The organism is Chromobacterium sp. IIBBL 290-4 (assembly GCF_024207115.1).
Lineage (GTDB): Bacteria > Pseudomonadota > Gammaproteobacteria > Burkholderiales > Chromobacteriaceae > Chromobacterium.
Map to the genome: position 1 here is coordinate 4,161,906 of NZ_CP100128.1, position 21,092 is coordinate 4,182,997.

The window sequence follows — 21,092 nt, forward strand, 5'->3', positions numbered from 1 at the left end:
TTCAAGGTGATGACAACAACCCCTGGTGTTTTAGAGGAAATCCTGTTTCTTCCTCAGGGTATTCACCTGAATATGCGGCCAGCGCGTTACCTGGCCGTTTGAACCAAACATGAACTCAAAGAACAGCACCTGTTCATATTGAAGCTGCAAGACTTCGCAGCCATCGCTGTCTATCACGGTCTGTATCCATAAGTTCAGACTCATTTCCGTCACATTGGCAAAGGTGCTCACAAACGGGGTGTTCAAGATCCCGCCTTGCGGCCCGCCATTGTGCTTGCTGCTGAGCTGGATCAGCGTATGTTTTTTGATGCGCTGATCTTTGATCGCATCACGCAAGCGCAAGTCAGGACGAACGGAATACGGGTAGTTGGGGTGCGCCACAATCCGCTGGAAATAGGTCAGATTGCTGTCGGGCTGGGTTGTCGGCAAGGACTTGTCAAAGGCCCAGGCGGGGCGGGCTCGTCCAGATTGAGCGGCGCGGCCGGCGAACCATCCCCTACCGATAGCAATGCGGCTGCGCCCATGCTGGGGGAGATGGCGAGCGGAGACCCTGCCAGGGGCACGGGGTTGGCTGCCACGGAAGCAGGCACGATATTATCGTCTTGCGGCGACGGCGTGCTTGGCCATGAGTTGGTAAAAGGCTGCGTCCAGCAATCGGTGCCTGTCGGATATGCCGGTTTGCCCGGGATGTCGGCCTGGAATCCGCCGGTAATCATGATCGCGCTGCCATGCGGTATCGTCCCGCTGCGCGCGATGGAATAAGGCGGCACATAATTTGGCCCATTGGCGCCGGCGCCAATGGCAATGCCGGGGAAGCCGTTATCTGAGATGACCGACTCTTCCGTGGCCGCATGGTTGTACATCGGGTTCATCCATAGATACATCCCATCTTCTTCATGGATGCCCTCGCCATCGCTGACGCGCTGTATGCTTTGGTTGTATTTCACCGCGCCGGCAAACTGTTCGTTTGTGCCGCCGCGGTTCCGCACGCCCCCATCCACCAGGGAGAACGTGAGTTCCTCGGTATAGTTTTCGCAAAGAAAATGGAAGATGCCGAAAATCGTTTCCGAGTTGGTCCCCGGCGATGGCATACAGGTGGTATGCAGGCCCCAGCCCACATCTTTTTTGTCAGGGTTGTAATTCACCCAGGTGCCTTCCAGCTGCTTCAGCACGCCATAGTCGGCCGGCTGCTCCAATACGGCGTCCGAATATTCCGGATACGGGGGGGTGGGGGTTTGTACGATCTTGTTTTCAGGCATGGCAACCTCGCGCAATGATGGGTTAAGGCAGAGAGTGACGCGGCGAAAAAGCGATAAAACAAGAACAAGCGGCCTCAGCCTGAGGCAAGCGGGTTGACTTTCCCTGCGCCGACTACATGATGGCGATGGTCCGGCATCCCGCTATTTCAGCGCTTCTGGCCGCCTTAACTCAGTCTTCGGGGCAGATGAATGGGTATTCGGTATTGTCAATCAACGGCTTGATGCCAAAGAAATCATTCAAGACCGATTCCGCGGTGCAATAAGCGCCCTCCACCCAGGCTTGATCATTGGAATAGGCTTCGCCGACGATAAAAATATCGGCATCGGTGTTATCCAATAGCTGCGAAGGCTTGCGGATTTTTCTTTGCACATCACCGATATCGTAGTGCGGCGCCCATTCGTGGTAGCCGGCATTGAATGGCGGCAGCGACCAATCCATATACGCAGACTCCAGCGGCTCCGGCACATAGCTTTCATCGGCGCCCGGGCCAAAATGAAGCCGGGCCAGCATCTTCCGCAACATTTTCACCATGCGCGGCGGCACGGCGCGGGGGCCGTTGAGAGGCTGCACATCGCTGCTGATCGGCTGCAGGCGCTGACGATTCGGTCCTAATTCCAGCTCGCGCCAGAATTCGGTATTGTCTTCGTCATCGTAGCTGGCCAGGATGCCGTAAACCGGCTTGCTGTGGGTTTGAGTGGCGTTGTTGCCAAAGTAAACCACCATTCGTATTGGTGAATTGCTTACGCTAGGGCCTATCGTGTCGTTGCGCGTAACTTCGGCCAATGTTTTTGCCTGTGGAATATCAAGAGCTTGCTCGCTAAGCGCTTCAATAGCGGAAATCATCTGCGCTGCTGATGTGTATGGCGTATAAGCCAGCTGGCTCATCGCGTTCAGTGTGCGGTCTGAAAAGCCTTTTTGGCGTAAAACATCAATATCTGTGGGCGTTATCGTATAGCCGGTAATCTGCGCGGGGTAATTGGGCGGGTTTTCATAATCGGCCGACCACCAGGGGTGCTCAAAGAACATCCCCACTTTATACGAGGGCTGCATGATCGTCGATTCAAGATATAACTGCACACGCTCATGATTCAATACGTCGACTTCGCCATGCTGCGGCTGATGAAAACGGGTGGCTTGAGCCACTTTCTCAATTGCCGCGCGCGGCATGGCTAGCCACGCCGCATCGGCCGTGCCGCTATGATCCGCAATATTGGGATGTTTGCGGCTGGCGGCCGTAAAGTGCGCTTTGCCGTCTTTCCATAAAATGGAGTGGAGCCGCTGATTTGGCTTATAGCAAAACTCGATATTCTTCTGGTGGCAGAGCTTGATAATTTCATCAAACAGGTAGTTGAACATTCCAGAAAAACCAATCGAGAGCGTTCTGTACTGGCTGCCTGGCGTGAATTCATTGTTGATATTGAACGAAACACCCGCGTTTGTATTGATCACATTCGAGCTATAGCCATTGCCATCCGCCGCATACTCATAGCCTTCTTGTCCCAGTTGATCATAAAGCAGGTTCCAGTAACCGATATCGCAGAGATGATCGCCCTGCTGGAAGACGCTGGATTGGGGCAGCTGGGCAGTTATTTTCCCATGCTTGTAGAAGTGGCACCAATCTCGCCGGGTGAAATCCCCCCACGGCTTGGTGGTCGCCAGATTTTGCACGGTGGTAAAGCCTTGGTCTGGAGACATGGTGGCGCCGTAATTGTCTACGGCATAGGGGGCGGGGTTCTTGGAGCTGATATCGTTTAAATAGAAGTTTTGAGAACGCAAGTAGAACAGCTGATTTTCAGTGACATTGAAAGGCACCGAGTATTTGTCGAGGCCAAGCAGCTCTATGGTTTTGGTGACTAATCTATGACCCGGCGCAAGTCCATTGTCAGGGTTGGGAAATTGCGCGCTTGGCTGTTGATTCCAGTGGGAGTAGCGCATGCCTCCCAGCTCAACATAAGATTGGGTTTTGTCATTCTGGTAGTGCCATGTGCAAATCCTGGCCCCTGGCGCGCGTGAGCCGGGGTGATATTCATTGAAGTCATACTGTCCCCAATCGTATAACTCCAGAATGTCCTCGCTCTTGAGTTGCCGTCCTCCGGCATGAGGGTCTTCGCATTCGCCATTCAGCATGCGCCAAGCGGTATACAAGCCTGCTGCGCCCGCGCCAAAAATAGCATAAGTCTTTTGTGTCACGCCAAGTCTCCTGTGAGCTTTGCTGCATCAATCAAAAGCATGCTAATCAGCCCCCTATCTTCAACAAGGACCGTACTCAATTCCGCAATAATTAATAACGCCTGACAAAATCACTCATAACAATGCGCTCGAAATGATGCTTTACGCATTTCTCTCCCCTCCTTTAGAACAGGTTTGCCAACTCGACGGCTCGTGCCATGCCGCAGCAAAGTGCCCGGCGACAAAGGCAGAGCTGGCTAAATTGCTAAAAAACAACATTAAGAGATATGTAAATTCCATATTGAATATATGGAGTTCAACGCCTATAGCTCGTCAGAAATGTTTGTTTCTGGGAATGTAAACAACGTCGAGTGAAGGGGTGGCATGCGAGCGCGCGCGGCCATCTAACGCTTTTGCCGCTGGGATGCTGAAGATGGCTGTCAGCAGATGGGGCTCCGCTCAACCGGGCCAAACCCCTCTCTGCGTCTCGTCCAGCATGGACGCTGAAGGCAGGAATGCGGCAAAGGCATTCCGGATCTGCCTGTAACAGCCAGGGCGCGGTGCTAACGGGCGAGGACTGGATAGCCGGCCCTGTCAGTTATGTCAGCGAGGTTGTTTGCCGACGCGCTTAGAATAATTGTCCTGAGCACGTCTTCAACGCGGCTGGCGTTGATTCGGCTCTTACCCGCTTGCCGTTCATTGCCAAAGGATAAGCAACATGACGAACCTGCCCTATGGAATCAATGCCTGGCTGTTCCTGAACGAAGATGAACCTACGAATACCAACTACAACAGCCCTAGCAGCTGTTTTCAATCGCTCATCCAATACCGGACATATAACAGCGTCAACTTCCTCGGCCTTGCCTTCTTTGAAATCGCCCCGGTCGCATCGAGCGCGGCAGCCGAATACACCATCAAAATTGGCGATGCCCCCCACCCCGGCGGGCTGAGCAATCAGGATTATCTGAATTACATTCTCCGCGATGCGCGCCGGGTCAACCCCAACATCAAGTTCCTGGCCACCATGCAGTATTCGGGAGAGAGTACTTTGGCCGGCATCTTTTCCGGAGCGGGAAGCCCGGAGGCCCAGGCCGCTGCCTTTGCCAACAACTTGCTTGTCTACCTCAAAAACAGCGGCATGAACGGCTTGGATGTGGACTGGGAGGGCGATGTCTCCACGCTCATGACGCAGCAGCAGTTCAAGATTCTTTTTTCGACTATCAGACAAGTCTTCGATCAGCAGCCGGTCAAATTCTGGCTATCATTCACGCCGGCATCCCCCACCGAGTCCATCGACTACGACACGGTCAACAGCGCCTTCGATTTCATCTCGCCGCAACTTTATGACGGCGTGCCGTTGTCGGCCTATCCTGAGTCTGGCATCAATCCCGCCAAGATCGGCTACGGCGCCCAGTTTGAGCCGGACAACAGCAAGCCGAACACCAGCGCGCAACAGGTTTGGCAGGCGGTTGAGCGTGGCTTTAAATATCAATCGAAAACATATGGCTATCAGGATATTTTTGTCTGGCGGCTCAATTCAGGCAATTTCCAATTCGAGCAGGCGCAGTTCATGATCCTTTCCCAGCTGGCGTACCCGCCCGCTGGCAATAGCTTTGACGACGCCGCGATTATCGGCGCGGCGGGCCAGCCCACGATCACCCAGATGACCATACGCTCAGGCGATGTGCTCAATGCCATCCAGGCTGATAGCACCGGCACGGGGAAGTACAATGCCGGGACTAACGGCAAGGTGTTCATGTTGCCGCAGCACGGCGGAGACAGCGGAGGCAGCCACACCATTGAGATACCGCTCGATAATCCGATTGTGTCCATCACGGGCTATACGGGGGTGTGGTACGGTTGGCAGTGCGTTTTGCAACTGACCTTGACCGCCCAGGATGGCAGCACATACGGTCCATACGGCAGCATGAACGGATCGACCTCGCGCACGCCCTTCGCGCAAAATGCGCCAAGCGGGCAAAGCGTGGTTGCGTTCAGGGGGAGCACGGTGACGGTTCCCTTGGCGGACGGTAGCCAAACAGCAATCATTGCGAACTTGAGCGCAATATTTGGCTAAGCGGCTGCTCCATGCAGCCCAAGCCCTCCGCGCGCGGTATGGCATGCCAGGAGATGTGTGGCCCGCCTCGCGACATGCCGCAAAATTCACGACGGGGTGGCGGGCAAGCCGGCAAACAAGGTTGACCGCGTTCAGCTTCATCAAGCCAAGCGGTTGCCGGTCATGGCCGAAAGCTTGAAAAAACGCCCCGGCTAGCTCCGGGGCGTTTTCACACAGACCAGTTTATTCAATCAACCGCCAGGCTGAGACAGGCGCGCCGCCAGATCCGAACGGCTCATTTCCGGGTAAAACTTCTGCAGCAGCCTATCCAGCTCCGCCTCAAACAGCTGCCATTGCGAGGCTTCGGCCAGTTCGGCGTCGTCCTGCGCGGCGCGTATCATGCCCGCGGCCACGGTGCCGTTGCTCAAACGGTCGATCACGATCAGGCTGCCGCTGCCGCGGCAATCGCGATAAGCATCGAATACCGCCTGGCTATTGAGCGATATCCGGCACAGGCCGATTTCGTTCAAGGCCAGCGCATCAGCCGGGCTATCTTGCAAATTATTGACATCGGTGCGGTGCAGGACGGATTCAATGCGGCCGGTCACGTATTTGCCTGCCAATTTGAAGCCGTATTCCTTGCCTGGGCGCAGCGGCGTTTCGCCCATGGCCACCAGATGCGCGTCGAAGCTGCGCGACACATGCGGCCTGGCCTCTTCGGCGCGCACCAGCATGTCGCCGCGCGAGATATCGATCTCCTCCTCCAGCGTCAGCGTCACGGCCTGCCCGGCGGAGGCGCGCGGCAGATTGCCCTCGTAGGTGACAATCTCTTTGACCCGGCTCTGCTTGCCGGATGGCAGGGCCACCACTAGGTCGCCGGGATGCACGGCGCCGCTGGCGATGGTGCCGCAAAAGCCGCGGAAGTCCAGATTGGGGCGATTCACGTATTGCACCGGCAGGCGGAACGCCTCCAGGCCGGCATCATGGCTGATCTGGATGTTTTCCAGCAAATGCATCAGCGTGGCGCCCTGATACCACGGCGCGGCCTCGGTGCGGCTGACCACATTGTCGCCGCGCAGCGCCGAGATCGGCACGAAGTGGATGTCGGGAATGTCCAGATGCTCGGCGAAGGTCAGGTATTCGTCGCGGATGCGGTTGAATACGTCTTCGCTGTAATCCACCAAGTCCATCTTGTTGACCGCCACGATGATATGGCGAATGCCGAGCAAGCTGACGATATAGCTGTGGCGGCGAGTCTGCGTCTGCACGCCGCGGCGCGCGTCTATCAAGATGATGGCCAGATTGCTGGTGGAAGCGCCGGTGGCCATATTGCGGGTGTACTGCTCATGGCCCGGGCAATCGGCGATGATGAACTTGCGCTTGTCGGTGCTGAAGTAGCGGTAGGCCACATCAATGGTGATGCCCTGCTCCCGCTCCGCCTGCAGGCCGTCCACCAGCAGCGCCAGGTCGATTTCCTGATCGGTGGTGTTGTACTTCTTGGAGTCGCGTTCTATCGCCGCCAGCTGGTCTTCAAAGATCAGCTTGGAGTCATGCAGCAAACGGCCGATCAGGGTGGACTTGCCGTCGTCCACGCTGCCACAGGTGATGAAGCGCAGCATGTCTTTGTTTTCGTGCTGCTTCAGGTACTCCAGGATATCCCCGGAAATCAGTTCGGATTGGTGAGACATCAGAAATACCCTTCCATTTTCTTCTTTTCCATCGAGCCGGCGCTGTCATGGTCGATCAGGCGGCCCTGCCGCTCCGAGGTCTTGGTCAGCAGCATTTCCTGTATCACTTCCGGCAGGGAGGCCGCGTCCGATTCCACTGCGCCAGTCAGCGGATAACAGCCCAGCGTGCGGAAGCGCACCTTGCGGGTTTCGATCCGCGCTTTCTCTTCCGGCGTCAGGTATTGCAGGATGCGCTCGTCGTCTATCATGATCAGCATGCCGTCGCGCTCCACCACCGGACGCTCGGCGGCAAAGTACAGCGGCACGATTTCGATGTTTTCCAGGTAGATGTATTGCCAGATGTCCAGCTCGGTCCAGTTGGACAGCGGAAACACCCGGATGCTCTCGCCCTTGTCTATTTTGCCGTTGTAGACGTTCCACAATTCAGGACGTTGATTCTTCGGGTCCCAGCGGTGGTTTTTGTCGCGGAAGGAGTAGACGCGCTCTTTGGCGCGGCTCTTTTCCTCGTCGCGGCGCGCGCCGCCGAAGGCCGCGTCGAACTTGTACTTGTTCAGCGCCTGCTTCAAGCCCTCGGTCTTCATCACGTCGGTATGCTTGGCGCTGCCGGCGGTGAAGGGATTGATGCCGGCGTCGACGCCGTCTTGATTGACATGGACGATCAGGTCCCAGCCGTTTTCCTTGGCCTGCTTGTTTCGCAGCTCGATCATGTCGCGGAACTTCCAGGTGGTGTCCACGTGCATCAGCGGAAACGGCGGCTTGCCCGGATAGAAAGCCTTCTTGGCGAGATGCAGCATCACCGCCGAATCCTTGCCGATGGAGTACAGCATCACCGGGTTCTCGAATTCCGCCGCCACCTCGCGGATGATGTGGATGGACTCCGCCTCGAGTTGTTGCAGGTGGGTCAGCCTTGCTTGATCGATTTCCATGCTTGCAGCCTGTTCTATGGTTGCAGCCAATCTACCGGGTTGTTCCAAGTCGTTCAAAATCGATTGGATATATCCATATAAACTTAGCAAATCTTAAAAAATGAAAAGGAAGAATAAAGAAATTGTCCGTGCGCGCGCCCGCGGCCGCCGGTAATATCAGGGCAATAAAGCGCTAAAGTTAACGGTGCAGCAACCGATAAGCTTCAGGAGAAGCTGCGCGTTGTTGGCAGCGCAGATAAAAACATCCTGTCCGTGATGACAGCTAGGCCGCCCTAGCCACCCTATTCGCAATACTCCGACGCCCGGCAGAGCGGCGGAAAAAATGGGAGAGGACGTCATGTCATCCGCATCCATCAGCGCGAGCGCAGGCCCGCTGGACGTGCAATCCATCGTCAGCCAACTGGTTCAGGCGGATTCGCAGCCGCTCAATCAGAGCAAGCAGAGACAATCCAATTACCAATCGGAAATCAGCACGCTGGGCCAGGTGAGCTCTGCCCTGTCCGGCTTGCAGACTGCCGCGTCCACGCTGTCTTCCGGCACGTTCTTGCAGCAGTTCAGCGCCACCTCCTCTGACAGCACCGTCGCCGCCGTCACCACTACCTCCGGCGGCACAGCTGGCACCTATGTGCTGAATGTGACTCAAATGGCGCAAGCGCGCCAATTAGTGTTCGATAATGACTCAAGCGGCAAGCCCATCACCGATGAAAACGCCACGCTTAGCGGCGCGCCTTCGTCGTTGACCTTTAATGTCGGCGGCACCAACAGCACCGTGCAACTAGGCAGCAACGGCAGCCCCATCACGCTATCCTCCATTGCCAGCAGCATCAACGGCGCCGGCATCGGGGTTTCCGCCTCCATTGTTCAGTACCAGGGCAACTACTCCTTGGTGTTGAACTCGACCCAGGCAGGCTCCAGCAATGCCTTTTCCATTACTGCGGGCGGAACCGATAGCGGGAAAACTTCTGGAAATACCCTTGCGGGATTGCAGCAAAGCGCCACCGCGGTCTCGGAGTCTACCGCTGCTGCCGATGCGTTGATGACAGTTAACGGGGTCAATGTCTCGTCCAGCAGCAATACGGTGACCAATGTGGTGAACGGGGCGAGCATCAATCTTGAAAAGATGGGCCAGACCACCATCAATATGAGTCAAAATAGCTCGGGCATCGCCCAAACGCTGCAAAGTTTCATCAGCTCATACAATCAGGTTGTCACTACCGTTAATTCAGCCACAACCAGTTCGACTACCGTTGGCAGCACGCCGCAGAATACGGACATCAGCAGCGACCTGACTGGTTTGCAGCAGCAACTGGCGGGTTTGCTCGGCACGCCGATTCCGGGGGCCGATCCTTCAACCTCCTACGCCTACCTGGCGCAAGTCGGCATTACCCAAGGCACGGATGGCACGCTCTCGCTGAATCAAACAGCCTTCAATGCCGCGCTGGCTGCCAATCCGTCCGCTGTCAGCAATTTGTTCGGCAATAGCCAGAACACCGGAATCGGCAACGTATTCAACAACACTATCAATAGCTTGCTGGGGCCATCGGGCATGATTACCATCGATCAGAACAATTTGAACACGCAAGTCAACACGGAAACGCAACTGCAACAACAACTGCAAAACCAGCTTACCAACGAGCAATCCAGCCTGTTGACCGAGTACTCCAACCTGAACGCCGAGCTCGCGCAGATGCAGCAAGCCTCCAGCAGCATGGCCAACTTGATCACCGGCTAAGGCCCAAGGCCGACAAGGCCGACAAGGCCGATGATGACGACAGCCTCCCCAGCGGAGGCTGTTTTCATTTAGGGTCTGGCCAATGGAACCCTGGCCGCGCACAATCGTCAGAATCGATATGTCTGCCATTGTCTCTCTTTCCCGCCGCCGCTTATTGCAAGCTTGCGCCATCGGCGCCGGCGCCGCCCTTTTGCCTGGATGTCGCTCCATGACTGATCACACCGCTTCGCTCAATCACCGTCCACCTCGATTGTATTTCACCGCCTGCTCAGGCATTGTGCCGGCCAGACAAAGTCAAGCCGCCTTGCCGCGATTGCGGCAGGCGGGTTTTCAGCTGGAAAACACCGTAGCATTGGAACGCTCTTTTCAGCGCTTCGCAGGCAGCGACGAGCAAAGGCTGTCAGACCTCAGTCGCCTGATCGACATGCCCGCGCTGCCGGATATCATCCTGGCAGCGCGCGGCGGTTACGGCGCGGCAAGGTTGCTGCCGCTGGTGGATTGGCCTTCTCTCGCGTCCAGACTGAAAGAATCGCGCGCCGTTCTGATGGGATATAGCGATTTCACGGCCATCCAGTTGGCCCTGCTGGCCAAGGGCGGGGCGGGCAGCTTCTGCGGGCCCATGCTGGGCGATTTCGGCGCGCAACACCCCAGCGCTTTCGCCATCGACGAGTGCATCGCCACGCTTGGCTCTCCAGGCCGCAGCTATGCCATCGCGGCCCCTCAGGCCCAAGCCGGCAGCGGCGAAGGCTTGTTTTGGGGCGGCAATCTCAGCGTATTGGCCAGTCTGGTTGGCACGCCTTATTTTCCGGATATCCAAGGCGGACTGCTGTTCCTGGAGGATGTCGGCGAGCAGCCGTACAGATTGGAAAGAATGCTGCAACAACTGAGCCTGGCGGGCGTGCTGCGCAAACAGCAAGCTATTTTCCTGGGCGATTTCGGCATGCACAGGCTGGTGGATGCCTATGACCCTGGCTACGACCTGAATGCGGTCATAAAAGAGCTGCGCCATATCAGCGGCGTTCCCGTCTACACGGACCTGCCCTTCGGCCATATCGCCGACAAAACCACCCTGCCCTTGGGCTTTCGCGCCCGCTATCAGGCAGATGCGGATGGCTTGTCGCTGTCTTTTGACGCGCACCCTTATGTCGATCTCACATCCATCGATGCGAATGCTTTGAAGTCCAATTCAATGCAGTCGGCTTGACCATGACAATCAAATGATGCAATTTGCCAGCTCGGCTTAGTTGAAAGCCTTGCCGCAAATGGAGAAATCATGACTGTGATGAATACGACGCTGGCTGCCTTGATCGCGGCCGGCATTGCCCTGCCTGCCTGGGCGGCGGACAACGGCTACCAAACGCCGCCCGCCGAACTGGCCGCCATCGTGGACGCGCCTCGCATGCCCAGCGTCAAACTGAACCATGCCCGCGACGCCATGTTGCTGATCCAGCGGCCCGGTTTGCCGGGCATCGCCGAAGTAGCGCAGCCGGAACTGAAGCTTGCCGGCCTGCGCATCAATCCGCGCATGCGCGCGGCCAGCCGTTTCAGCTTCGGCGCCGGGCTCTCCTTGCTGGACATCGCCAGCGGCAAGACCCGCGCGGTCAGCGGCCTGCCTGCCCATCCGCGCGTCGCCGACACGCTGTGGTCGAACGACGGCAAAACATTGGCCTTCAGCCTGTGGGGCGACAAGGGTGTGGAGCTGTGGCTGCTGGATGTGGCCAGCGCCAAGGCGCGCCGCTTGGGCGACTTTCATCTGAACGCCATCGTCAGCGGCGGTTTCGACTGGGTGGGCAATCAGCTTCTCGTCAGCCTGGTGCCAGCCAAGCAAGGCCCCGCGCCGGAAAAACCGGGCACGCCGGCCGGCCCCAATATCTTGCAAAGCGCCGGCGGCAAGGTTTCGCAAACCCGTACCTATCCCGACCTGCTGAAGACTCCTTACGACTCCGACATGCTGGATTATCAGCTCAGCGCTCAGCTGGCCTTGGCGGACAAGAACGGCAAGCTCCAGGCGATAGGCAAGCCCGGCCGCTATCTATCCGCCCAGGCGTCGCCCAGCGGGCAATACTTGCTCGCCACCACGCTGCTGCGACCCTATTCCACTCTGGTGCCTATCGACCGCTTCCCCAATCGCACAGAGGTGCTGGATCTGCAAGGCCGCAGCGTGCATGTGGTCGCACAGCGCCCGCTGCTGGAAAGGATGCCGTCTGGCAATGACGCGGTCCCGACCGGCCCGCGCGAAGTGAGCTGGCGCGCCGATGCGCCCGCCACCTTGTTCTGGGCGGAAGCGCAAGACGGCGGCGATCCTTCGGTCAATGCCGCCGTGCGCGATGCCTTGTTCCTGCAAGCCTCGCCGTTCAAGCAGCCGCCGCACAAGCTGCAAGAGCTGGCCAGCCGCTTCGCAGATATCCAATGGGGGCGCGGCGACTTGGCATTGGTCAGCGAATTCTGGTGGAAGACGCGCGATCTGAAAGTCTGGCGCGCGCGGCCGGATGAAAGAGGCAAGCCCGCCGAGCTGCTGAACAGCCGCAAGTCGGAAGACCGCTACGCCGACCCAGGCTCGCCGGCCATGGTGTTCAATCATGATGGCCAGCGGCTGCTGCAAATCGGCGCCGACGGGGACAGCCTCTATCTGCTGGGCGACGGCGCCAGTCCGGAAGGCGACCGGCCTTTCATCGACCAGCTAAGCCTGTCGACCAAGCAGAGCAAGCGGCTGTGGCGTTCGCAAGCGCCTTGGTATGAATCGCCCATCGCCGTGCTGGGCGATGGCAAGCGCGCCTTGCTGGCGCGAGAGCAAAAAGAAACACCGCAGAATCTGTATCTGAAAGACTTGAGCCAGACGGACGGCTTCCGCCAGCTGACCTTCTTCCCGCATCCGCTGCCGCAGTTCAAGGGCGTGCAGAAGCAGCAACTGCGCTACAAGCGCGCCGATGGCGTGGATCTGACCGCCACGCTGTATCTGCCGCCAGGCTATGACGCCAAGCGCGACGGACCGCTGCCTATGCTGATGTGGGCCTATCCCACCGAGTTCAAGAGCGCGGAAGCGGCCAGCCAGGTCACTGACTCGCCATACCGCTTCAACTCCATCAGCTACTGGGGGCCGGAACCGTTCCTGGCGCGCGGCTTTGCCGTATTGGACGACCCGACCATGCCGATTGTGGGCGAAGGCAGCAAGGAGCCGAACGACAGCTATCTGCCGCAGTTGAAGATGAGCGCCCAGGCGGCGGTGGATGAGGTTGTCAGATTGGGCGTGGCGGACAGGGATCGCATCGCGGTCGGCGGCTATTCTTACGGCTCCTTCATGACGGCGAACCTGTTGGCGCATACCCGGCTGTTCCGCGCCGGCATCGCCCGCTCCGGCGCGTTCAACCGCACGCTGACGCCGTTCGGCTTCCAGTCGGAAGAGCGCAATTTCTGGGAGGCCAAGGACGTGTATCAGACCATGTCGCCGTTCAACTACGCCGAGCAGATCAAGGACGCGCTGCTGCTGATCCACGGCGAGGCGGACAATAATCCCGGCACCTTCCCCATCCAAAGCGAGCGGATGTTCCAGGCGCTGCAAGGCTTGGGCGCCACGGCGCGGCTGGTGACGCTGCCGGCGGAGAGCCATGGCTATCGAGCGCGCGAGTCTATCCTGCACATGCTGTGGGAAGAAGACCGCTGGCTGGATCAATACGTGAAGCAGGCGAAACCTCGCGAGCAAGCTCCGGCAAAGTAAGCCCCTCCAATACTTTCCGGGATGTGGATCAGCATCAAGCCCAGAGTTTGCTTCACTACCTGAGCTGGGTTTGATGCTGATGCCCGGGCCCGCGATCGCATTGACAATCGTACGCGCTCAATTAAAAATGACAATTGCATTAAATGAGTTGTTTGTTGCCAAAATATATTATTGGAGAGAATGTTGAATCAGAACTACACCGTAAATTCCGGCATGATTGAAATGAGTTTTGCTCAATGCGAAGACGTCGCCGCCGCCGGCGCTCAATGCCTGCCGCCTGACGAAATGACCATCGGGGACTATATCGAAATCGCGCTCACCGGGCGTGCCCATAGAATCTGCAGTCATTGACGAGGCGTAGCCTAGGCAAAAAAACGGCCCTCTTTGCGAGGGCCGTTTTTGCTTATCCGTACTGCCGAGCGAAGTCTTGCATGAAGTTGACCAGGGATTTGACGCCCTCTATCGGCATCGCGTTATAGATGGACGCGCGCATGCCGCCCACCACGCGGTGGCCTTTCAGTTGCGCCAATCCGTTCTTGCGCGCCTCCAGCAAGAAAATCTCGTCCAACGCCTCGTCTTTCAAGCGGAACACCACATTCATCTTGGAGCGGTAAGGCCGCTCGATGTGGCTGGAATAGAAGCCTTCGCTGCTGTCTATCATGTGGTACAGCAGGCCCGCTTTTTCCTCGTTGCGGGTGGCGATGCCCTTGACGCCGCCTTGTTCCTTCAGCCACTTGAACACCAGGCCGGCGATATAAATCGGGTAAGTGCCCGGCGTGTTGTACATGGAATCGGCGTCGGCATGGACCTGATAGTTCATCATGGTGGGAATGTCGGCGCGCGCCTTGCCCAGCAGGTCTTCGCGGATGATCAGCACGGTCAGGCCGGAGGGGCCGATATTCTTTTGCGCGCCGGCATAGATCATGCCGAAGCGGCTGATGTCCACTTCGCGCGACAGGAAGTCCGACGACATGTCGCAAACCAGCGGCACGCCATCCAGCGTGGACGGCACATCCGGGAATTGCAGGCCGCCTATGGTCTCATTCGAGGTGTAGTGCAGATAGGCGGCTTTCGGGTCGCGCTGCCAGCCGGATTCTTCCGGGATGTAGGCGAAATTGCGGTCTTCGCTGCTGGCCGCCACGTTGACCTTGGCGTAGCGCTTGGCTTCCTTGATCGCCAGTTTGGACCAATGGCCGGTGTTGACGATGTCTATGCTGTCGCGGTCGCCCAGGAGATTGAGCGGCGCCATGGCGAACTGCAGCGAGGCGCCGCCTTGCAGGAACATCACCTTGTAGCCGGCCGGGATGTGCATCAGCTCGCGCAGATCATGCTCGGCTTCATGGATGATCTGCATGAACTCCTTGCCGCGATGGCTCATCTCCATCACGCTCATGCCGGAGCCGTGCCAGTCCAGCAGCTCGCTCTGCGCCTCGGCCAGCACTTGATGCGGCAATACGGCGGGACCCGCGGAGAAGTTGTACACCTTGGCCATGGTTTGTCCTCTTGTCTTGTCCGTTTGTTGTTAAATGGCGGCCTGGTCGGCCATTGGCAATAGGCAGATCATAAAAAAACCGGCGTTCCTTTATAGGATACGCCGGTTTGCGTCTTTGAAGGCATGCCGCCGCTCAGTTGGAGAGCAGAAAGTGCGCGCGCGCCACTGCTACCGGTTTGGCGCGGTCCTCCTGCCAGGCTTCGATCAGCACATGCGCCACGCGCTTGCCCTGCTTGGTGATCTCGCAGCGGGCGAACAGCGTTTGCGGACGGCCCGGGCGCAGATAGTCCAGCGAGAAATCGACAATCTTGGGGGCTTCCAGCGATTCGCGATTCCACATCAGATGTATCATCGCCGCGCTTTCCATGAAGCCGCCTATCAGGCCGCCGTGCAGGGCCGGCAAGGAGGTATTGCCGACATTGCGCGCCAGAAAAGGCAGTTCAAAGCGCAGCTCGCCCTGCTCGTCCTCGTTCAGGATGGTGCCCATCAGCTTGACATAGGGCAGCGCGTCGACGATTTCGCCAAAAGCCTTGCGATCGCGCAGTTCGGCGAAGCGTTGCATGAATTCGCTCATTGCGCGCCCTCCGGCAGCATCGGCGTCCGGCTGGATTCACGCATGAAGGTGGCGACGCCGTGCGCGATGGGATCGGCCGGGTCGTCGTGATAGCACACCGCGCGGGTGAAGGCGATCTGGCTGGCCAGGCGGTAGCACTCCGCCCGGCAATGAATCGCCTTGCCCGGCGTGGCCGACTTCAGGTAGTCGATACGCAAATCCAGCGTGGCGATGGTTTCGATTTCCGACAGATGCGCGGTGACTGCGATGGCGCTGCAGGTATCCACCAGCGAGGTGATCACCCCGCCGTGCAAGATGCCGGTAGCCGGATTGCCGACCAGGTCTTCACGCCATTGCAGCTTCAGCGTGGGCTTGCGGCCGTCCGTTCCGACGTACTCGAAACCCAGCGTGGCGCAGTGCGGAAAGGAGACGAAGAGCTGGCTCATCGCCTCCAGCACCCGGGGATTGGCGGGCGTCGGAATCATCAGGCTTCGCCCTGCTCCGCGGAACCGGCCGCTTCGCCGCCTTCCGCCTCGGCTTCCGCGCATTCGGCTTCGGACTCGGCCACGATTTCCAGACCGATCAGCTTCTCGCCCTCGTCCAGATTGATCAGGCGCACGCCCTGGGCCGAACGGCCGGTTTCGCGCACTTCCGCCACCTTGGTGCGGATCAGCACGCCGCCGGTGGTGATCAGCATGATGTCGTCGGTCTCTTCCACCAGGCTGGCCGCCACCAGCTTGAAGCCGGTCTTGTCGGTCAGATCCATGGCGATCACGCCCTGGGTGCCGCGGCTGGTCAGGCGGAAGTCGCTGACGCGGGTGCGCTTGCCGTAGCCGCCGTCACTGGCGGTCAGCACCATTTGCTCGGCGGAGTTGGTGACCAGCAGCGAGATCAGCTTCTGGCCTTCGCCCAGCTTCATGCCGCGCACGCCGCGCGAGGTGCGGCCCATCGGGCGCACTTGGCTTTCGCTGAAGCGCACCGACTTGCCGGCGTCGGAGAACAGCATCACCTGGTCGCCTTCGATGGACTGCGCGTCTTCGATCAGCTCGCCTTCGATGATGGTTTCGTCTTCGGACACGGCTTCATCTTCGTCATCGCCCTGGCCCGCCACGCTCTTGCCGCAGGTCAGCGCCACTCCGACCAGGTAATTGCCTTCGTCCAGATTGATGGCGATGATGCCGGCCGCGCGGGGCTTGGAGAAGGCGCGCAGCGGGGTTTTCTTCACCGTGCCGTCGGCCGTGGCCATGAACACGTATTGATCGTCGCGGAACTCGCTGATCGGCAGCAGCGCGTTGATCTTCTCGCCGTCTTCCAGCGGCAGCACATTGACCATGGGCTTGCCGCGGCTCTGGCGGCCGCCTTGCGGCAGATCGTACACCTTGCGCCAGTAGCAACGGCCGCGGCTGGAGAAGCACAGCACGTAGTCGTGTGTGTTGGCCACGAACAGCGTTTCGATGAAGTCGTCGTCCTTGGTCGCCGCCGCCTGCTTGCCGCGGCCGCCGCGGCGCTGGGCGCTGTAGTCGTCGATGGGCTGGGCCTTGATGTAGCCGCTGTGCGAAATCGTGACCACCATGTCCTGCGGGGTGATCAGGTCTTCGATATTGATGTCGCCGCCGTAGGGCTCGATTTCCGAGCGGCGCGCGTCGCCGAACTGCAGCTTGATGGCGTTCAGTTCGTCGGCGATGATCTGGCTGATGCGCTCCGGCTTGGCCAGGATGTCCAACAGGTCCAGGATCACGTCCATGATGTCGCGGTATTCGCCGACGATCTTGTCCTGCTCCAGGCCGGTCAGGCGTTGCAGACGCATGTCCAGAATGGCTTGCGCTTGCGTTTCCGACAGGTGGTAGCCGTCTTCCTTCAGGCCGAAGGACGGATCGATGTTTTCCGGACGCGCCATATCGCCTTCGACGCGGGACAGCATGTCTTCCACCAGGGACGAGCGCCAAGGGCGGGCCATCAAGGAAGCCTTGGCTTGCGGCGGCGCTTCAGAGGACTTGATCAGCGCGATGATCTCGTCCACATTGGACAGCGCCACGGCCAAGCCTTCCAGGATGTGGCCGCGTTCGCGCGCCTTCTTCAGTTCGAAAATGGTGCGACGGGTCACCACCTCGCGGCGGTGGCGCAGGAATTCCACCAGAATCTGCTTCAGATTCAGCAGGCGCGGCTGGCCATCGACCAGCGCCACCATATTCATGCCGAAGCTGTCTTGCAGCTGGGTCATCTTGAACAGGTGGTTGAGCACCACTTCCGGCACTTCGCCGCGCTTCAGCTCGATCACCACGCGCATGCCGGACTTGTCGGACTCGTCGCGCAGGTCGGAGATGCCCTCGATCTGCTTGTCGCGCACCAGTTCGCTGATGCGCTCCAGCAGGCGGGCCTTGTTCACCTGGTACGGAATCTCGTCGACGATGATCGCTTCGCGGTCGCCCTTGCCGATAGGTTCGACGTGGGTGCGCGCGCGCATGATCACGCGGCCGCGGCCGGTGCGATAGCCTTCCTTGACGCCGGCGGTGCCGTAGATGATGCCGGCGGTCGGGAAGTCCGGCGCAGGGATGATGTCGATCAATTCGTCGATGGTAATGTCGCTATTGGCCAGCAGGGCCAGACAGGCGTCCACCACCTCGTTCAGATTGTGCGGCGGAATATTGGTGGCCATGCCCACGGCGATGCCGGAGGAGCCGTTGACCAGTAGGTTCGGCACCTTGGCCGGCAGGATCAGCGGCTCGTGTTCGGAACCGTCGTAGTTCGGTCCGAAGTCCACCGTTTCTTTTTCGATGTCCGCCAGCAGCTCGTGCGCGATGCGCGCCATGCGGATTTCGGTGTAACGCATGGCGGCGGCGTTGTCGCCGTCCACCGAGCCGAAGTTGCCCTGGCCGTCCACCAGCGGGTAGCGCAAGGAGAAGTCCTGCGCCAGGCGCACGATGGTGTCGTACACGGCGGTGTCGCCGTGCGGGTGGTATTTACCGATTACGTCGCCAACGATACGGGCCGACTTCTTGTACGCGCGATTCCAGTCGTTGGAGAGCTCGTGCATGGCGTACAGCACCCGGCGGTGCACCGGCTTCAGGCCATCGCGCACGTCGGGCAGCGCGCGGCCCACGATCACGCTCATCGCGTAATCCAGGTAAGAGCGGCGCATTTCCTCTTCGAGGCTGATGGGAAGCGTTTCCTTGGCGAACTGGTTCTCGGTCATAAGTTTCTTGATTCGTAAGGATGATCAGACTGCCTGTCCGGCCGGCGCGCGGGGCGCATGCCAAAAACAGGCAGGCTTGCATGAAGACAATCCCGCCATTCTAGCACGAAACCCCTGTTCCATGCCTGCCCCCGACTGCCTGTCGAACAATCCGCGCCGCCGCGCTTCAAGCGCTTCGCCAGCCTGACGCCACGCGCCGCATCACAAGCCCACGCGCGCTTGGCCGGCGTGGGCGGCGATAGCCAACACCCGCGCTTCGCCTTCGCGGGACAGGCGCATGGCGCGGCTGGCCCTGGCCCGCATTTCTTGATCGTAGGCCGACAAGGCTTGCGTCAATCCGCTCTCGCCGCACGCGGCAGCCGTCAGCCGGCGGGCCAGGCTCGCCGCATCCTGCAGGGCCGTATTGGCGCCCAGGCCGCCAGCCGGACTCATGACATGCGCGGCATCGCCCAATAGCACCGCATGCGGCTCCGGCAGCGTCGGGACCTGCTCTGCGCAGCGAATGGCCGCCAGAGTGGCGCCGCTGGCTTGCTCAAGCATCCCGCACACCGCCGGATGCCAATGCCTGGTCATCGCGGCGGCTTGCGCCAGCGCAGTCTCGGCAGACAGGCGGTCCGATTGCGTGAACAAAGCCCAATACCAGTAGTCCTCGACCGCGCTGAGCGCCCTGTCCGGCGCATGGCGCCGAGCCGGCTCAGCCCGCGGATGAGCGAGCCGCATCGGATCGAGCACCATCATGAAGCCCTGATCAAAAATAACGCCGGGTCCTTGCAGCGCCGATATCAAGGGATCATGCAAGCCGTCCAATGGCGCGCGGCCATAGAGGCAAGCCGCGCCCGTCTTGGGCGGATCCGCCTCCGGCGCGAAAAAGCGCCGCACGGCGGAGAAAGCGCCGTCCGCGCCGACCAGCGCGTCGCAGACATAAGTCTCGTCATTGGAGAATTGGAGCCGCAAGCGGCTTCCCACGCGCTCCACGCGCTGAAACGCGCAATCGAAACGCACTTGATCCGCTATGCCGCCAAGCAAAATCTCGCGCAGGGTTTGCCGGTGGACGCGGCGATCGCCGTCCTCATCGCTTGTTTCGGCATGCGCGGGCCGCCAGCTCTCCGGCACGGCGCCTGGCCACGCGGACAAATCGGGCGAGAAAAAACGGCCCTCGCCGGCGCTTTGGGCGCAACGCTCCAGGAACAAACGATAGGCCTCAGGCGCCAGGCATTGCGCCAGCGCCGACCGGCCTGCCGTGTCGATGCGGATTCGATAGCCTTGCGGTCGGCTATCCAATGCGGCATCTCTCTCGAATACGCGGCAAGCTACGCCGGACCTGCTCAATGCCTGCGCCAAGGCCAGGCCGCCCAGGCCGGCCCCGACTATCGCCACGTTCAAAACTGCCTTGTTCATTTCATCCTCCCGAAATCATTGAGACGCCTCGGCCTCGTTCATGCATTTTGCATCCCAAGCTCCCATGCCTGATAATATGATTCGGAAAGAAAATAGTGAAAATCGGCCAATCCCATGACGAAAACCCCCGCTTTGCGCGTGCTGCGCGCCACTGACGAGGAAGGCAACCCGTTTCGCCTTGGCAGCCGCGAATACGATTGGCACAGCCATCCGCACGGACAGTTGTTTTGCGTCGAGAATGGTTTGGTGTATGTGCGCACCCCAGGTGGCCACTGGCTGCTGCCGCCCGGACGCGCGGGCTGGATACCGCCTGGCATGCCGCACCGGATAGAGATACGCGGCGCATTGCGGGGCTGGGTCGCAAAAGCGCCGCCGCAGGCCTGCGCATCCCTGCCCGTTGATCCCAGGGTCTTGGGCATTAGCGATTTGATGCGCGAGCTGATACGGCGGATATCCTCATGGCCTATGGATCACACCGCCAATCCCGCAGAGGAGCGCTTGCTTGCCGTGCTGCTGGATGAAATCCGGCTCGCGCCCGTCGAGCCCCTGCATCTCCCCTTGCCGCAGGACGCGCGCTTGAGCAAAGTGGCGAAACGCATCTTGGAGCATCCGGGCGAAAGCGTCGCCCTCGCTGGCTTGGCGGCCGAAGCGGGCCTGTCCGAACGCAATGCCAGACGCTTGTTTTTGGCCGAGACCGGGATGAAATTCATTCATTGGCGGCAGCAGGCCCGGCTATGCCACGCCATGGCCAGGCTGGCAGAGGGCGCCGCCGTGGCGGCGATTTCCGATGAGCTAGGCTACGCCTCGCCCAGCAATTTCATCGCGCTGTTCCGCCGCGCCTTCGGCGTCACGCCCGCTCGCTTCGCCGCGCAGGAGCGTCCAGCCGCCCAGCCGGAAGGGCAAGATTGAA

General features: G+C 59.6%; 16 protein-coding genes. 6 read left to right on the plus strand and 10 right to left on the minus strand.

What is annotated here, in order from left to right; translation table 11 throughout:
• Positions 1-30: 30 nt before the first annotated feature.
• The 3 genes from NKT35_RS19585 to NKT35_RS19595 form a co-directional block, all read right to left on the minus strand.
• Positions 31-429: a hypothetical protein gene (locus NKT35_RS19585; protein WP_254296240.1), complete on the minus strand. Its 399-nt coding sequence runs from the start codon at positions 427-429 to the stop codon at positions 31-33.
• Complete coding sequence (locus NKT35_RS19590) at positions 399-1,259, minus strand: peroxidase, FMP-type (protein ID WP_254296243.1); 861 nt, start codon at positions 1,257-1,259, stop codon at positions 399-401. Before NKT35_RS19590 ends, NKT35_RS19585 begins: the two co-directional genes overlap by 31 nt.
• Before the next feature lie 169 nt (positions 1,260-1,428).
• Entirely contained in the window at positions 1,429-3,450 is a 2,022-nt protein-coding gene (locus tag NKT35_RS19595) for a flavin monoamine oxidase family protein (RefSeq protein WP_254296245.1), read from the minus strand.
• A gap of 697 nt (positions 3,451-4,147) precedes the next feature.
• On the opposite strand from NKT35_RS19595, the gene NKT35_RS19600 reads away from it, so the two are divergent.
• Positions 4,148-5,506, plus strand: a complete 1,359-nt coding sequence (locus tag NKT35_RS19600; protein WP_254296247.1) for a jacalin-like lectin — start codon at positions 4,148-4,150, stop codon at positions 5,504-5,506.
• Between the two features lie 230 nt (positions 5,507-5,736).
• Here the strand turns inward: NKT35_RS19600 and cysN are convergent, their stop codons facing one another.
• Complete coding sequence (gene cysN, locus NKT35_RS19605) at positions 5,737-7,173, minus strand: sulfate adenylyltransferase subunit CysN (RefSeq protein WP_254296249.1); 1,437 nt, start codon at positions 7,171-7,173, stop codon at positions 5,737-5,739.
• The gene (gene cysD / locus NKT35_RS19610; RefSeq protein WP_254296251.1) at positions 7,173-8,099 is read right to left on the minus strand and encodes a sulfate adenylyltransferase subunit CysD; all 927 of its coding nucleotides are present in this window, start codon (positions 8,097-8,099) and stop codon (positions 7,173-7,175) included. Before cysD ends, cysN begins: the two co-directional genes overlap by 1 nt.
• Before the next feature lie 337 nt (positions 8,100-8,436).
• Here cysD and fliD point away from each other — a divergent pair, with 337 nt between their 5' ends.
• From fliD to NKT35_RS19630, 4 genes are all read left to right on the plus strand, one after another.
• The gene (gene fliD, locus NKT35_RS19615) at positions 8,437-9,831 is read left to right on the plus strand and encodes a flagellar filament capping protein FliD (protein ID WP_254296267.1); all 1,395 of its coding nucleotides are present in this window, start codon (positions 8,437-8,439) and stop codon (positions 9,829-9,831) included.
• A gap of 208 nt (positions 9,832-10,039) precedes the next feature.
• Entirely contained in the window at positions 10,040-11,035 is a 996-nt protein-coding gene (locus NKT35_RS19620) for an LD-carboxypeptidase (RefSeq protein ID WP_254296269.1), read from the plus strand.
• A 69-nt stretch (positions 11,036-11,104) separates the two neighbouring features.
• Complete coding sequence (locus NKT35_RS19625; RefSeq protein WP_254296271.1) at positions 11,105-13,546, plus strand: S9 family peptidase; 2,442 nt, start codon at positions 11,105-11,107, stop codon at positions 13,544-13,546.
• A 180-nt stretch (positions 13,547-13,726) separates the two neighbouring features.
• Entirely contained in the window at positions 13,727-13,897 is a 171-nt protein-coding gene (locus tag NKT35_RS19630) for a hypothetical protein (protein WP_254296273.1), read from the plus strand.
• Between the two features lie 52 nt (positions 13,898-13,949).
• Here NKT35_RS19630 and serC read toward each other — a convergent pair whose 3' ends face one another.
• The 5 genes from serC to NKT35_RS19655 all read right to left on the minus strand — a co-directional run bounded on the left by serC (position 13,950) and on the right by NKT35_RS19655 (position 20,182).
• Positions 13,950-15,038: a 3-phosphoserine/phosphohydroxythreonine transaminase gene (gene serC, locus NKT35_RS19635; protein WP_254296275.1), complete on the minus strand. Its 1,089-nt coding sequence runs from the start codon at positions 15,036-15,038 to the stop codon at positions 13,950-13,952.
• A 133-nt stretch (positions 15,039-15,171) separates the two neighbouring features.
• Entirely contained in the window at positions 15,172-15,612 is a 441-nt protein-coding gene (locus NKT35_RS19640; RefSeq protein WP_254296283.1) for a PaaI family thioesterase, read from the minus strand.
• Complete coding sequence (locus NKT35_RS19645; RefSeq protein ID WP_254296285.1) at positions 15,609-16,076, minus strand: PaaI family thioesterase; 468 nt, start codon at positions 16,074-16,076, stop codon at positions 15,609-15,611. The genes NKT35_RS19640 and NKT35_RS19645 overlap by 4 nt, the downstream gene beginning before the upstream one ends.
• Positions 16,076-18,784, minus strand: coding sequence for a DNA gyrase subunit A (gene gyrA, locus NKT35_RS19650; protein WP_254296286.1), 2,709 nt, complete (start codon positions 18,782-18,784; stop codon positions 16,076-16,078). The genes NKT35_RS19645 and gyrA overlap by 1 nt, the downstream gene beginning before the upstream one ends.
• 201 nt (positions 18,785-18,985) lie before the next feature.
• Complete coding sequence (locus tag NKT35_RS19655; RefSeq protein ID WP_254296289.1) at positions 18,986-20,182, minus strand: FAD-dependent oxidoreductase; 1,197 nt, start codon at positions 20,180-20,182, stop codon at positions 18,986-18,988.
• Between the two features lie 114 nt (positions 20,183-20,296).
• Here NKT35_RS19655 and NKT35_RS19660 point away from each other — a divergent pair, with 114 nt between their 5' ends.
• Entirely contained in the window at positions 20,297-21,091 is a 795-nt protein-coding gene (locus NKT35_RS19660; protein ID WP_254296291.1) for an AraC family transcriptional regulator, read from the plus strand.
• The last annotated feature ends 1 nt before the right edge of the window (position 21,092 follow it).

Coding starts and splice junctions, on each gene's coding strand:
- NKT35_RS19590 (WP_254296243.1), bottom strand. CDS start 1,259: ATGCCTGAAAACAAGATCGTACAAACCCCCACCCCCCCGTATCCGGAA.
- NKT35_RS19600 (WP_254296247.1), top strand. CDS start 4,148: ATGACGAACCTGCCCTATGGAATCAATGCCTGGCTGTTCCTGAACGAA.
- cysN (WP_254296249.1), bottom strand. CDS start 7,173: ATGTCTCACCAATCCGAACTGATTTCCGGGGATATCCTGGAGTACCTG.
- cysD (WP_254296251.1), bottom strand. CDS start 8,099: ATGGAAATCGATCAAGCAAGGCTGACCCACCTGCAACAACTCGAGGCG.
- fliD (WP_254296267.1), top strand. CDS start 8,437: ATGTCATCCGCATCCATCAGCGCGAGCGCAGGCCCGCTGGACGTGCAA.
- NKT35_RS19620 (WP_254296269.1), top strand. CDS start 10,040: ATGACTGATCACACCGCTTCGCTCAATCACCGTCCACCTCGATTGTAT.
- NKT35_RS19625 (WP_254296271.1), top strand. CDS start 11,105: ATGACTGTGATGAATACGACGCTGGCTGCCTTGATCGCGGCCGGCATT.
- NKT35_RS19630 (WP_254296273.1), top strand. CDS start 13,727: ATGTTGAATCAGAACTACACCGTAAATTCCGGCATGATTGAAATGAGT.
- serC (WP_254296275.1), bottom strand. CDS start 15,038: ATGGCCAAGGTGTACAACTTCTCCGCGGGTCCCGCCGTATTGCCGCAT.
- NKT35_RS19640 (WP_254296283.1), bottom strand. CDS start 15,612: ATGAGCGAATTCATGCAACGCTTCGCCGAACTGCGCGATCGCAAGGCT.
- NKT35_RS19645 (WP_254296285.1), bottom strand. CDS start 16,076: ATGATTCCGACGCCCGCCAATCCCCGGGTGCTGGAGGCGATGAGCCAG.
- gyrA (WP_254296286.1), bottom strand. CDS start 18,784: ATGACCGAGAACCAGTTCGCCAAGGAAACGCTTCCCATCAGCCTCGAA.
- NKT35_RS19655 (WP_254296289.1), bottom strand. CDS start 20,182: ATGAACAAGGCAGTTTTGAACGTGGCGATAGTCGGGGCCGGCCTGGGC.
- NKT35_RS19660 (WP_254296291.1), top strand. CDS start 20,297: ATGACGAAAACCCCCGCTTTGCGCGTGCTGCGCGCCACTGACGAGGAA.